Here is a 12,826-nt window from a genome sequence, read left to right on the forward strand (position 1 = left end):
CAAGATCATTCCGGCCGGTACTTCCGGGGCGGTCATTCTGCTCCGGGTCATGCGCTCAGGGCGGCCGCGATGGCCCGTCCGAGTGCCGTCCCGACCGGTGGGGGAGAGGCGTGGCCGATCTGCCGGTAGCGTGCGGTCTTCTTCCCGGCGAATTGCCATTCCGGCGGGAATGCCTGCAACAGGGCTGTCTGTGAGTCCGTGAGCTTGATCACTGCCGCAGGGTCGTCGTCCGGGCCTGGGACCTCGTCGGCCAGAGCCCCGCCGTTGACCCCCATGCGTTCCCAGGCCTTCTTCGTTCCCGTGGGCCCCAGATCGGCGCCTCCGCGGTTGTCCGAGCCGCCCACCAGGGTCGGGGCGACACTCATGGCCTGAGCGGCCCATGCATCCGCGCCGGGCCAACCGCGAGCGGCCATGGAACGGCGCAGCGCGCGGCCGACCGGGACGTGTCTCTCGGCCGTCGGCGTCGGCGGGCGGAACGCGTCAAAGTACCGCGCCTTCAGCGCAACGAGCACACCCTGCTTTCGGTCCTGTGGTACGCCGAAATCGGCGGCGTTCAGCACGAACCAGCGGAACCGGTATCCGAGGTGCTCCAGCTCCTTGCGGATGAACTCGCGTGCAGGCTCGAACTCAGGGGCATCGGCCAGTCCCGGCACATTCTCGACGAGCAGGGCGCGTGGCTGAACGGAGTGGGTGAGCAGGACGGCCGCCTCCAGTAGACGCAGCTCCTCCTCGGTCTCGGTCCTTGCCGCGGTCGCGCTGGACTTCACGCGCGGCAGCCCTGCTGACAACAGGTCCACGTCGTAGGTCTCCGGATGTTCGTCCGGGACGAAGTCCAAAAGATCCATCTCCAGGACTCGCCATGCCGGCCGATTCAGACGAATCGTCTCGCAGGCCACCGGCTTGCTGTCCAGGAGCATGATGGGCTCGAAACCCGCCCCTTCCAGTCCCAGGGCCAATCCGCCCGCCCCCGCACACACGTCGACGAATCGCAGCCTGTTCATAGATCCCCACCCTTGTGTTCTGCACGGCGTGTGTGTCGTTTCCGGTCGACCGCCGCTGCCACCTGCTCGGCGACCACGGCCGGGAGCTCGTGCTCCCAGAACCGCAGTACCGTCCACCCCGCCTCGGTCAGATGCTGGGTCGTCTCCAGGTCCCGGGCCATGTTGCGGTCGAGCTTCTGGCGCCACCACTCCGCGTTCGCCTTCGGTTGCGTGGCGTGTGTGGGGCAGCCGTGCCAGAAGCACCCGTCGATCAGCACCGCCACTTTTGCCCGGGTGAAAGCGATGTCGATGGTTCGCCGGGACATTCCTGGTACCCGCTCATTGAGCCGGTAGCGATAGCCGGAGGCGTGCAGCAACTTCCGTACTGCCACCTCGGGCGCGGTGTTGCGGCTCGCCTGGCGGCTCATTCGGGCGGAGACGTCGGGAGAGGAAGGCTTCGCGGTGCTCATCACTGTCAAGTCTCCTACGCCGCGCCGGTCTCCCGATCGATGATCGCGAAATCTCTCCTGCCCGAATCGATGGTTCGGAAGCGCACCAAGCTCTTTTCCTGTCCTGTCGACGACTTCGGAGTGACCAGGGAGAAGGCCGTGACCAGACGGGCGGGGGCGATCGCGCTGTCGGCGGAGAGCCGGGGCTCGGCCTCGACCACGGGATACAGGACCAGAACGCCGCGCCGATCACGTACGAGGGACTCGACGAGCGGGTCTCCCGAATCCTTCAGCGCGCCTGCCACCCGCAGGGCGACCCCGCGGTGCTTCGGCTCGCTGATCGCGCCGAAGAGATCGCCACGACGCCGGGTGCCGTGTGCCAGGGACAGCGGGCCGGAACCGAATACCGTCGCCTCCGTACGGCGGACCGAGGTCTGCTGCGGGACGATCAGCGAGCCAGTCGTCTATGCCCGGGCCGGACTCGCCGGCTGTGACCAGGGACTCCAGATGCGGTGAGAACTGCGTGGGGACGAACCATCGCAGGTCGCAGAGGATCTTCAGCAGTGCGTTGTGATCGGCGGTGCCGAGCAGGGCCTCGTAGCTGTCGTTGCGACCGTGTTCGAGGGATGAGCACGTCAGCGTGACGGGAGTGGCGTCCAGTGACTCCAGGACGGGGCGCCACACCTCCGCGTTGTGCCGCAGGTCCGCCGGATCCGTCGGGTACGCCGTCGGTTCCACCCACTGCCCCGGAGAACGGATCTCCACCAGCTCCGCGTTGAACATCTTGTTGCGGGCGGACGGCTTGATCCAGGGCAGGTGCTGGGACACCAGCGGCGGGATCTGGACCGGGGTCACCTACGGTTTGCCGTCGACCAGTTCCGCAAAGCGCGACAGCTGGGAGCGGAAGGTCTCCTCGTCGCGGCAGATGGCCTCGAAGGCCTCATACAGGTCGACCGTCTTCGACTTGCCCAAGGGTTCCTCGCGGCCGATGTAGAGGCGGACCAGGTCGCGGTAGCCGGGGCGGAAGCCGAACCAGCGGCTCATCTGCATCACCATCACCGCACCGCTGACCGAGCGGCCCAGGAGCGGTGGCGCGTCGTCCCGGGGCCGGCACGGCCGTCCCGTCCGGGCAGTCGCGTCGCTCGGACCTGCCCACGCCGGAGGAGCGCGCCGCCGCCAAGCAGCGCCGTACCAACCGGGCGGGGTGACCCCGGGGCATTGCCCCTCAGGCGATCATGAAGTCCCGTACGGGCAGGGCGCGTTCGACGATCCTGATGTCGCCGAGCCAGCCGTGCATCAGCTGGTCGAGTCTGCCTCCGTACTCGTAGGCGCCGAGCAGCCAGGGCAGGCCCAGGGTGGCAAGGCCGGTGGTGTGGGTGGCAGGGTTGCGGACGACTATGCAGCCGTCGACGTACATCGTCGTGTGCTTCCCGTCATTGGCGACCGCCACATGCCACCACCGCTCACGCAGCAGCTCATGGCTCCAGTTGGTGACGGCCCCCGGTTGGTTCAGCGGCGCCGCCGCCCACTGGAGCCCGGGGCCGTCCGACACGGAGAGGGTGGCGACGGGCTCCTCCGGGTCGCCGGAGGTCTTGCCGGCCGCCCCGAGCGTGCCGCGACGGCTGAGCACGGCGCCCCAGGCGTTGCGTCCGGCGTCCCAGTCGGCGGGGAGGCGGAGGAAGGCCTCGATGGTGTAACCGGACCTGAACGTATGGGTGTTGAGCGGTGCGTTGTTCTCCGTACGCAGATACGCGCCCCGCAGCGGTGGCTTCGAGCCGTCGAAGTAGAGGCTGCCGTGGCCGGGCTGGTCGGGGTGGTGGGCGGTGGACCAGCGCAGCGCGTCGGGCGCACTGCCGGGGACGGCTTCGCGCACCAGGTCGTTGCGGTGTCCGGAAAGGTCGGGGACGCGCAGGCCGGCGTCGGCGGCGGAACCGTCCTGGTGCGAAGGGGAGTCGAAGCGCCAGTAGGCGACGGTGCCCGGTATCAGCAACTGCTTCGCCGGGCGGGGGCCGCGCACGGGCACGGGCGCGAAGCCCGCAAAGCGCTTCTCGAAGTCGATGGGGACGGCGAAGCAGTCCTGCGGACCGGTCAGTTCGATCTCGCCGCGCTCCAGGTCGTTGAGCCTCTCGCCCGCGCGGCCGAGGATCCACGGGGAGATCGTCTGCACGTCGATGGTGTTCCTGGCCAGGTCGAAGCGGTAGAGGCGGATCATGGCGCTGCCGCCGTAGTAGCGGTTCTGGTAGTTGGTGATGTGCAGATGGACATCGTTGCCCGCGGTGTTCTTACGGGTGGTGCGTCCGGCGGGCCAGTAGTGGCCGTTGAGGGTGAGGAAGATCTGGTCGTGCCCGGCTATCAGCTCGTCCCACAGGTGCTTTCCGTGGCCGGAGAGTTCGGCCTCGTCGCCGTCCGCGTTCGCGTACACCAGCTCGTGGGTGGTGAGGATGACCGGCGTGTCCGGGTGCTGGGCGATGACGTCCTTCGCCCAGGCGAGCCCGGCCGCCGACGGCCGCCAGTCGAGCGCCAGGACCAGCCATTCGCGGCCGGCAGCGCGGAACAGGTGGTACGTGTTGTAGCCGTCCGGGGTCGACCCGCCGAACGTCGGCAGGCGCCGCATCCGCTGCGGGCCGAAGGTGTCCAGGTACGGCGTGCGGCCGCGCTGGTCGTCGGTGGACGACTTGATGTCGTGGTTGCCCGCGACGACGCTGTAGCCGACCCGCCGCCGGTCGAGCAGCCCGAACGCTTCGCCGATCGCCGCGAATTCGCCTGCCTGGCCGCTCTCGGTGAGGTCGCCCAGATGGGACAGGAAGACGATGTTCTCGTCGCGCCCGTGATCGAGTACGTAGCGCAACGACGCCTCGATGGGTGCCTTGTCGATGCTCGCCCCGTCGAAGAGGTACTGGGTGTCCGGCATGACGACGAGCGTGAACCTGGGGCTCTCGGGGTCGGGCCGCCAACCGGCCGTGACGGCGCCGGTGTTCTGCTGGGGAAGAGCCGCAGCGGGCGTGGCGGACGAGAGCCCCGTGGCTGCGGCGGCAGCACCGGTGAGCGCGGTTGCCCGCAGGAACGTACGACGGCTCGCGCCGGGCAGAAGCGGTCCGTCGGGCTGGTGGAGGGGGCTGCACATGGCTGTCTCCGCGGAGGATGAACGTCGGGGTGATCGTCTGCGAACCTAGCTGCGGGGTGGGGAGGAACCAGTCCGTAAGAGCGACAGCCGGGCGAAGACTCCATGAATTGCACAGCGCCGACGCCCGGGATCGTGGTGGTGGGAGCATGCGGGCGCCGGTTGGCGAGGGCCGGGTAATGGGTGGAGCTGGGGCGTCAGATCATGGAGACTCGTGAGGCCCTGATGAAGTACTTGGAAGGGCTCGGCATGTCGCAACTGGTCATGGCGGTGAACCGGGCCGCCAAGACGGAGCTGGGTCGGGGGTGCCCGGGCTTGCTGCTCTTGTGGTCGACGTGGCCGGGCGGCCGTCCGCAGTTCCTGTGGAGCCGCCCCGGCAGGTTCTGCCGGGACGGCTCGGGGTGGAAGGCGTGTTACCCGGGGCGGTTCGCCGCGCTCAGTGGGGCAGGCGGGTCAGGGGGCCAGGCGGTAGGCGCGCAGGATGGTTTGTTCCACGGTGCCGCCGTCGGTGTTGCGTGCCGTGGCCTTCAGGGAGACGAAGGAGCCGGAGCGTGCGGACGGGGTGATGGTGACGCGGTGGCTCCCGGTGCCGTCCGCGGTGACCGGGGCGTTCTGCCATGTCGCGCCGTCGTCGAAGGAGACCTGCACGGTGACGCTCTTGGTCCTGGATGCCGCGGCGCCGGTCTGCCGTTCCACCCGTGCGGTCAGCGTGTGCTTGGTCCGGGCGGTCTGGTTGGTGGTGTCGACGGGGGCGATGAAACGTATGACATCCAGTGGCAGTGCGTCGGTGCGCACCGCGCCGTCGGGGCCGGGTGCGACGGGTGCGGAGCGGAAGGTCCATGCCGTCTCCACGGTCGTCGACAGCGACGCCCACGGCTCCTCGCGGGTGGCCCGCGCGGTCAGGCGGTAGGTGGCCGCGTCCTCGGGGACGGGGAAGGTGGCCATGGGGGAGTCGCTGGAGCCGAGCCTCTGCCCGTCCTTCGCCAGGGTGATGTGCACGGTGTCCTGCAGCCAGTAGGGCATCGGGCCGCCGTAGTGCCTGGGGGCCGCGTCGCTGAACAACTGCGGCTGCGCGCTGATGGTGCCGTCACTGGTGCGGCGAAACGACGGCGCGTCGTTCTCGACGGGCGCCAGGCCCGGGCCGATGACGGCGGCGTTCCATCGGTCGGCGCAGGTGCTGCCGGCCGTGCACGAGACGATGCCGGTCTGAGTGACGGGCAGCGGCAGGGACTCGCCACCCTCGCCGACCTGCTGGCTGAAGTACGTCTCGCGATGCTGGCCGCGCACGGTCAGGTACTCGGTGCGTGCCGCGGGCAGCGCGAAGTCCGGTTCGGCGAAGCTCATCCCGCCCAGACCGGACTCGGTGGGCCAGCTCGACGTGCTGCCGGCGGTACCGGGCCCCTGCGCGTAGTAGTCGTTCTTGACGGCGGCCAGGTCCTCGCGGGCGAGGCGGAAGGCCGGGTCGGGGAGGGAACCGGTGGTGAGCAGCAGCAGGTCGTAGTGGTCGGGCAGGCGTCCCTTCGCTGCCCGTGCGCCGTTCTGGATGCTGCGGACGTAGAAGCCGAGCGTGCCCTCGGACACCTGCTTGCCGGGTACGACGTAGAGCCGTCCGGGCCTGCCGAGCAGGGCGCCCTCGTCCGTGCACGTCTCGTCCTCGGCCAGGCGGTAGCAGTAGCCGGCCGACAGCGAGTAGGGCTGCGCCCCGGGGTCCGGGACGGCGACGGTGATCGGCTTGCCCTGCCGGGCGTCCACCGTGCGTTCACGGTCCTGGCGGATGTCCAGTTCGGGCTGGAGGAACATGGTCGACGTGGGTGCGGCGTCGTCGGTTCCGGGAGTGACCAGGGTGCCGCCGAGGTTGTAGCGGCCCTCCGGCACGCGTGCGGTGGCCGTGCCGTCTTCGAAGGTGAGGTTGAACGTCCGGCCGTCCGCGAGGTTCTTCAACTGTACGGAGGAGAAGCCCTGTTCACGTGAGCCCGGGCCGAGGGGCGCACCGTTGCGGTCGACGGCCTTGACCGTGACCTGGTGGTGTACGGCCTCCTTGGTGACCGCGAAGGCCGGACCGGTCACCACGGTGCCACCCTCGGCGGTCGAGGTCAGACGTCCGCTGAAGGAAGTGCCGGCCGCCGCGGCGGCCGGGTCGATGGTGACCGTGGCCCGGGCCGTGCCCCCGGCGGGGACGGTCAGACCGGTCGGCGACACGGTGAGCAGCCCCTCCGGTCCCGGCTCGCCGGCCCTGCCTGTGGTGGTGGCGGCCAGGGTGAGGGAGACCTTCGCCGTGCCGGTGTTGTGGTACGTGACGGTGCGGGTGACCGGCTCGGTGGCCTTCGGGTCGGTGAAGTACACGCCGGTGTCCTCGGCGGTGGCGAACACGCTCTGGGCGGTGGCCCGCGCCACGTCCAGGCGTCCGGCACCCTGCTCGTACGCCCCCTGCCCGGCGATCGGCTTCGCCGAGGAGGTCAGTGCGGCCTTGAGCTGCGGTCCCTTCCAGTCCGGATGGGCCTGGGCGAGCAGTGCGGCGGCGCCGGCGACGTGCGGCGTGGCCATCGAGGTGCCCGACAGCGCGGTGTAGCGGTCGTTGACCTGGTCGCCGTCGCCGGTGCCGGCTGCGCGGGCCGCGACGATGCCGATGCCCGGCGCCGTCAGGTCGGGCTTCACCGCGTGATCTCCCAGGCGCGGCCCCTGGCTCGACAGGTCGGCGAGCGTGTCGTTGCGTTCGACGGCGCCCACGGTCAGTGCGGCATCGGCCGTACCGGGCGTGCTGACCGTACCGGGGCTTCCGTGGTTGCCGGCCGCGGCGACGAACAGTGTGCCGTGGCTCGCGGAGAGGTTGTCGACGGCCTGCGAGAGAGGGTCGGTTCCGTCGGTGACGTCGCCGGACAGGCTGATGTTGACGATGGGTGCCCGCGCCGCGGCCCACTCCATGCCCTGGAGGACCCACGACTCCTGCCCGCCGCCGTCGTCGTCCAGCACTTTGCCGACCAGCAGTTCGGCGTCGGGGGCCATGCCCCGGTAGCGGCCGTCGGACGCGGTGCCGTCCCCGGCGATGGTGGAGGCCACGTGCGTACCGTGACCGTCGCCGTCGGAGACGACGCTGCCGACGGCATCGTTGCCCTGTGTGAAGTCTGCGTCCTGCGTGAAGTCCGCCGACTCGCCGACCGAGCCGGAGAAGTCGGGGTGCGTGGAGTCGAGACCGGTGTCCAGCACCGCGACCTTCACGCCCTTTCCGGTCCAGCCGGACTTCCATGCCTGTGGCGCACCGACCTGGGCCGTGCTGCGGTCCAGACTGGCGCCGACCTTGCCGTCGAGCCACACCTTGGCCACGCCCGGGGCGAGGGCGGTGGCCGACTTCCGCTGCGACGCGGCGGGGCCCCACTGTTTCCAGACCTGGGACACCCGCTTCTTGTCGGCCCGCAGCGCGGCACCGTGCACGCTCGCCAGGGTGCGCACGACCGGTGCCGCGGCCGACGGCTGCGGAGTGGCTTTCCCGCCGGCTGCCTTGTCGTAGGTGACGATCAGCGGCAACTGCGGGCTGTGGGCGTCGTCGTACCCCTGGGCCACGAGCCCCGTGATGTCGAACAGACGCGGGTCCAGGTGTCCGGCGCGCAGCGGCGCCACCGCGTCCTGGGGCACCAGCGACACCGAATCGCCGGCGCTCTGCCGGGTGAACGCGATGTCCTCGCGCCCGGGGCCGGGTCGTACCGTGACCGCGGACACCGTGCCGTCGGCGCCGACCCGGGCGGTGACCCTGTCGCCCGTGATGAGCGTCACGTTCACCACGGACCCCGCCCCGGCCGCCGTGGCCGCGCGGGGTGGTGCCGCCCCGGCGGGCGGCGCGGCCGCCGTACCGATCAGCAGTGCGCCCAGTACGACGGCGGCCGGCGGGCCTGCCGTACGTATGCCTCGCATACGTGTCCTCTCGATCGCGCGGCCCCGCGGGAGCATCCGCCCGCATCACACGGGCGGATGCTCGGACGCGGGCGCCGCTTGCTCCCATGTCTCGACAGGAACGACGGAGCGGACAGGGCGCGGGGAGGTCACGAGGCGTCAGAAAGAAATTGTTCGAAGAGATCTCACGACCCGTGACATCCCCGCACCCGGCCCACTCCGTCGAAGGGGCAGAGACGAACGGAGGCACGCATTGCGTACCGGTGACCTGGAGGAATTCCGCGGCTTCGCCCAGGAGCGGCTGGTGCACCTGCGCCGCGCCGCCTACCTGATGTGCGGTGACTGGCACCACGCCGAGGACATCACGCAGACGGCACTGGCGAAGCTGTATTCCGTGTGGGGGCGGCGGCGCCAGATACGGAACATGGAGGCGTACGCCCACCGCGTACTGACCCGGGCCTGCATCGACCACATGCGGCGGCGCTGGCGTCGCGAACAGCCCTCATGCGTACTGCCCGACCGCGCCGAGCCCTGCGCGGACCCGGCACTGGGACTCCAGGTGCGCGCCGCGCTGGCCGTCCTGCCGCCGCGGCAACGGGCGGTGGTGGTGCTGCGCTACTGGGCCGACCTCGACATCGCCGCGACCGCCGCGGCCATGGGCTGCTCCACCGGCACGGTGAAGAGCCACACCGCACGGGCACTGGCCCGCCTGCGCTCCCTCCTGGGGGACGACGCGGACTCCGACACGTTCGGGGCGTTCGCCCCTCCGGCAGATTCCAACCGAAAGAAGGTCGTACTGCGATGAACAACCACGATGTCAAGGCCCTTCTGCAGGCCGGGCTCCATGACGAGCCGCCCCTGCGGACCAGCGTCGACGCGGCGGTCGCGGCCGGACGGCGCAGCCGTGTCCGCCGCCGCGGAGCACTTGCCGGAGTGGGCCTGACCGCGGGGGCGGCGGTGGCCGCCCTGGCACTGATCACGCCCGGCGCCGACCCGGGCACGACCCCGTCGGCCGCGGCCGACCCGCTCGTCGGCCCGCTGGTGCCCGCCGCGGCCGACGGCGCGGCGCCGCAGACCGTGCGGCCCGACTCCTTCGGGCCGGGAACCGAGCACACGACCCCGTGGAGCAGCAAGCGGCTCGCCGGCACCCTGGTCAAGCTGCTCCCGCCGGGGAAGGCGATGGTCGAGGAGGGAGAGTTCCGCGGCCGGACCTACCGCGTGCAGTGGGACAGCGGCACCGGCCCGGTGGAGTTCGTCGGCGGAGCGGAATACACGGCCAAGGCCCCGCAGGTGCCGCTCTGTGCGACCATCACGATGCCGAAGGTCGCACCCCGGCCGGGCGCACCGGCTCCGCGCGACGCCGCCCCGGCGAGCGACTGCCAGGTGGTCGAACTCCCCGACGGCGCAAGGGCGGAGGCCGTGACGCTGCGGTTCCCTCAGGACGGACAGTCGTCCTGGTACGTCCGGGTGCTGCGCAAGGACGGCCGAACGGTGACCCTTCAGCAGTGGGCCGGCCGGCCGGGCGCGAAGGGGATGCGCGACGCGGGGGCGAAGCCGCAGCTGGACACCACCGCAATGCTGAAGATCGCGAACGACCCCGCCTGGAAGTTCTGACCTGCTCCGCGGCCCGAGGTCCGGCCCGCGGACCTCGGCGCCCGACAGGCTCTCAGGCCTCGGCCGCCGTACTCCGCACGTATCCGAGCCCTGGGCGCCCGTCCAGCAGGAGTTCTCCGGTGGGGACGAAGCCCGTGCGGGTCAGGACTGCTTGCGAGGCCGGGTTGTCGAGTGTGGTGGCTGCCCGCAGTGTGGTCAGGCCGTACTCCTCGACGGCCAGGGCACACAGCTTGCGGACGGTGGCCGTGGCCAGGCCGCGGCCGGTGGCCTTCTCGGCGACGCGGTAGCCGAGTTCGGCGGAGCCGTCCGCCACATCGACGAGGTTGAACCGTCCCAGCACCTCGCCGTCGGTGTCCACCAGGACGTGGAAGTGGCAGAGCCCGGCGGCCTGTTCGGCGAGCAGGGCGGCGTGGCGGGCGGCGAAGTGGGCGAAGTAGTCGTCGCCCCGGTCCGGCACCGATGCGGCGAAGAAGGCGCGGTTCTCCTGCTCGAACGCGAGCAGGGCCGGGGCGTGGTCGGCGCGGAGGCGTTGGAGTTCGGGCATGGCAGAACCCTACGGATGCCGGGCGGCTGGAGGGATCGGAGCGACAGGGTGCAGGTCGGGGCGGGGACGCACGCCTTGTCCCGTACGGCGTCGGGCAGGGCACGGAGGGACGGCCCCGGCCCGGCCGGGGCCGACCCTCCGTACCGGCGGTCACGCCGCCCCGTGGCACTCCTGGTACGTCCGGCCCGAGCCGCACCAGCAGGCGGCGGTCCGGGCCGGGGGCCAGGGGACGGCGCGGCCGCGGGCGGCGAGGGTGGTGGCGTACTGGGGGAGGAGGTCCGGGTCGGCGGGGGACGTGGCCTCCGAGGCGGCGAAGGCCTCGTACGAGGGGACCGTGCCGGTCACGATGCCGAGGTTCGGGGTGCCGGCCTGGTGGAGGTCCCGGAGGGCGGCCTCCAGGCGGGCCAGGTGGTCGGGGCGGGAGGGGTACTCGCTGCGCAGGTTCGGGTACGCGGTGAGGAGTTCGTCGAACTCGGCAGCCGGCCAGTGCAGCACCGCCACCGGGAACGGGCGGGACAGCGCGGTGCGGTACGTGCCCAGTTCGGCGCGGAGGCGGGTGATCTCGGCCCGGAGCTCGCCCGGGTCCGAGGAGCCCAGCGCCCACAGGCGTTTCGGGTCGTGCAGCTCGTCCAGCGAGACGGCGGCCGTGTGGACGGTGTCGGCCAGCTCGTCCCAGACGTCGTGGCCGGCGCCCATCAGCCTGCGCACCCGGTGGCGGCCGATCAGCAGCGACTGCACCGCGTACGGGACCTCCTCGCCCGGCGTCAGGAAGAGCGTCAGCGCGGTCGTGAAGCAGTCGTGCGCCGCTTCCAGCTCGTCGTGCGATTCGAGGGTCTCGGCCGCGATCTCCCAGGGCGCCGGGTCGAGCGGGCCCGCGGCGCGGATGCCGTCGAGGATCGCGCGGGCCTCGGCCTCGTGGCCGTACTCCCACAGGTTGGCCGCGTTCAGGGCCTTGACCAGGTGCGGGTGGTCGAGGTCGGGGAAGCCGAGCAGCTCGTCGTAGAGCGTGGTGGCGCGGGCGCGGTCACCGGCGAGCTCCAGATGGGCCGCGGCCTGGAGGAGCAGCGGCTCACGGTCCTCGGGGTACTGCGCCGCGGTGCGCAGCAGGCGCTCGGCTTCGGTGGTGTGATCAGCAGGCGTGTCGGGGCGCATGAACCACACCGTACTGCTGTACGGCATCTGGACGGAGGCTTGTTCCGGACCTGGAGAGTTACGGGACATGGCCCTATCGTGCGGGCCGTGCGGGAGCGGATACCGGTCGTGGTGCAGCGGAACTCGCGGGGGCGGCGGATCGCCGCGCGCGGGCTCTGGACGGGCGCGGAGGTGGTGGTGACCCTCGGGGTCGTCCTGTTGTTGCTCGTTGTTCATCAGCTGTGGTGGACCAACCGGCAGGCCCGCGCCGACGCCGAACACCGGGTTCAGGCCCTTGAGCGGGAGTGGGGCGAGCCACAAGGACTCAAGGACGGGGGAAGCGGAGGCGGAGGCCGAGGCGGAGACCGGGCGGGGAGCGGGCGGGCGGTGGATGGCAGGGGCTCCGGCGGCCGTTCGTCCGCGGGCCGTGCCGCGCCACCCCCCGCGCCGCGCTGGGATCAGGCGTACGCCGTCATCCGTATCCCGCGGCTCGGGCTCACCGCCCCCGTCGCCCAGGGCATCAGCAAGCACGGGGTCCTCGACAAGGGGTACGTCGGGCACTACCCGCGCACCGCGCAGCCCGGCCGGCCGGGCAACTTCGCGCTCGCCGGGCACCGCAACACGCACGGCGAGCCCTTCCGGTACATCAACCGGCTGCGGCGCGGCGACCGGATCGACGTCGAGACCCGGGACGCCGTCTACACGTACACCGTCGACCGGACGCTCGGGCAGACCAGCGCCCGCGACAGCGGGGTCATCGCGGCCGTGCCGCGCAGCAACGTGAAGCCGTACCCGGGGTACGGAACCCCCGGCTCCTATGTGACGCTCACCACGTGCACGCCCGAATTCACCTCGCGATACCGGCTTGTCGTGTGGGGGAGGCTGACGGATGTCCGGGCGCGGTAGCCGGGTCGCACTAACGACCTGGGGAGCAATAGGGAGTGGGGCAAGGAGCGGCGTCCGGTGCGGTCGATCGCAAGGCGCCGGAAGGTCTTCGTAGCGGAGCTACTAGTAGTGCTTGGTCAGGTCGGCTGTGGTGGTGCGTTTCTTTCGGGTTCGGTGTGTCGTTGAGGGAGTGTGACTCCGGACGAGATTGCGGTGG

Annotated in this window: 11 protein-coding genes; 3 read left to right on the forward strand and 8 right to left on the reverse strand. The window is 71.2% G+C overall.

The window, feature by feature from the left end; genetic code table 11:
- Window positions 1-47: 47 nt before the first annotated feature.
- The 6 genes from ACZ7L9_RS25015 to ACZ7L9_RS25040 form a co-directional block, all read right to left on the reverse strand.
- Complete coding sequence (locus ACZ7L9_RS25015) at window positions 48-1,001, reverse strand: DNA cytosine methyltransferase (protein WP_471418293.1); 954 nt, start codon at window positions 999-1,001, stop codon at window positions 48-50.
- Window positions 998-1,450, reverse strand: coding sequence for a very short patch repair endonuclease (locus ACZ7L9_RS25020; RefSeq protein WP_471418295.1), 453 nt, complete (start codon window positions 1,448-1,450; stop codon window positions 998-1,000). Before ACZ7L9_RS25020 ends, ACZ7L9_RS25015 begins: the two co-directional genes overlap by 4 nt.
- Window positions 1,451-1,464: 14 nt before the next feature.
- A complete protein-coding gene (locus tag ACZ7L9_RS25025) occupies window positions 1,465-1,734 on the reverse strand; it encodes a hypothetical protein (RefSeq protein WP_471418297.1) in 270 nt (89 codons plus the stop codon).
- Between the two features lie 550 nt (window positions 1,735-2,284).
- On the reverse strand, window positions 2,285-2,473 hold the full coding sequence (locus ACZ7L9_RS25030) for a Z1 domain-containing protein (RefSeq protein WP_471418299.1): 189 nt from the start codon (window positions 2,471-2,473) through the stop codon (window positions 2,285-2,287).
- Between the two features lie 181 nt (window positions 2,474-2,654).
- Window positions 2,655-4,553 (reverse strand): LamG-like jellyroll fold domain-containing protein, encoded by a 1,899-nt coding sequence (locus ACZ7L9_RS25035; protein WP_471418301.1) that lies wholly within the window; start codon window positions 4,551-4,553, stop codon window positions 2,655-2,657.
- Between the two features lie 450 nt (window positions 4,554-5,003).
- Window positions 5,004-8,456, reverse strand: coding sequence for a S8 family serine peptidase (locus ACZ7L9_RS25040; protein ID WP_471418303.1), 3,453 nt, complete (start codon window positions 8,454-8,456; stop codon window positions 5,004-5,006).
- 232 nt (window positions 8,457-8,688) lie between these two features.
- On the opposite strand from ACZ7L9_RS25040, the gene ACZ7L9_RS25045 reads away from it, so the two are divergent.
- Both ACZ7L9_RS25045 and ACZ7L9_RS25050 read left to right on the forward strand, forming a co-directional pair.
- Window positions 8,689-9,240 carry a SigE family RNA polymerase sigma factor gene (locus ACZ7L9_RS25045; RefSeq protein ID WP_471418306.1) on the forward strand — a complete coding sequence of 184 codons (552 nt, stop codon included), beginning with the start codon at window positions 8,689-8,691 and terminating at the stop codon, window positions 9,238-9,240.
- Entirely contained in the window at window positions 9,237-10,049 is an 813-nt protein-coding gene (locus tag ACZ7L9_RS25050; RefSeq protein ID WP_471418308.1) for a hypothetical protein, read from the forward strand. The genes ACZ7L9_RS25045 and ACZ7L9_RS25050 overlap by 4 nt, the downstream gene beginning before the upstream one ends.
- Window positions 10,050-10,101: 52 nt before the next feature.
- Here ACZ7L9_RS25050 and ACZ7L9_RS25055 read toward each other — a convergent pair whose 3' ends face one another.
- A complete protein-coding gene (locus ACZ7L9_RS25055) occupies window positions 10,102-10,593 on the reverse strand; it encodes a GNAT family N-acetyltransferase (RefSeq protein ID WP_471418310.1) in 492 nt (163 codons plus the stop codon).
- 150 nt (window positions 10,594-10,743) lie between these two features.
- The gene (locus tag ACZ7L9_RS25060) at window positions 10,744-11,745 is read right to left on the reverse strand and encodes an SEC-C domain-containing protein (RefSeq protein WP_471418312.1); all 1,002 of its coding nucleotides are present in this window, start codon (window positions 11,743-11,745) and stop codon (window positions 10,744-10,746) included.
- A 78-nt stretch (window positions 11,746-11,823) separates the two neighbouring features.
- Between ACZ7L9_RS25060 and ACZ7L9_RS25065 the strand changes: the two genes are divergently transcribed.
- Window positions 11,824-12,630 (forward strand): class E sortase, encoded by an 807-nt coding sequence (locus ACZ7L9_RS25065; RefSeq protein WP_471418315.1) that lies wholly within the window; start codon window positions 11,824-11,826, stop codon window positions 12,628-12,630.
- Window positions 12,631-12,826: the final 196 nt, after the last annotated feature.

The organism is Streptomyces sp. NPDC111516 (assembly GCF_055635345.1).

What these genes read in the sequence shown, in the direction of transcription:
- ACZ7L9_RS25015 (WP_471418293.1), bottom strand. Translation starts at nt 1,001, where the DNA reads ATGAACAGGCTGCGATTCGTCGACGTGTGTGCGGGGGCGGGCGGATTG.
- ACZ7L9_RS25020 (WP_471418295.1), bottom strand. Translation starts at nt 1,450, where the DNA reads ATGAGCACCGCGAAGCCTTCCTCTCCCGACGTCTCCGCCCGAATGAGC.
- ACZ7L9_RS25030 (WP_471418299.1), bottom strand. Translation starts at nt 2,473, where the DNA reads ATGAGCCGCTGGTTCGGCTTCCGCCCCGGCTACCGCGACCTGGTCCGC.
- ACZ7L9_RS25035 (WP_471418301.1), bottom strand. Translation starts at nt 4,553, where the DNA reads ATGTGCAGCCCCCTCCACCAGCCCGACGGACCGCTTCTGCCCGGCGCG.
- ACZ7L9_RS25040 (WP_471418303.1), bottom strand. Translation starts at nt 8,456, where the DNA reads ATGCGAGGCATACGTACGGCAGGCCCGCCGGCCGCCGTCGTACTGGGC.
- ACZ7L9_RS25050 (WP_471418308.1), top strand. Translation starts at nt 9,237, where the DNA reads ATGAACAACCACGATGTCAAGGCCCTTCTGCAGGCCGGGCTCCATGAC.
- ACZ7L9_RS25055 (WP_471418310.1), bottom strand. Translation starts at nt 10,593, where the DNA reads ATGCCCGAACTCCAACGCCTCCGCGCCGACCACGCCCCGGCCCTGCTC.
- ACZ7L9_RS25060 (WP_471418312.1), bottom strand. Translation starts at nt 11,745, where the DNA reads ATGCGCCCCGACACGCCTGCTGATCACACCACCGAAGCCGAGCGCCTG.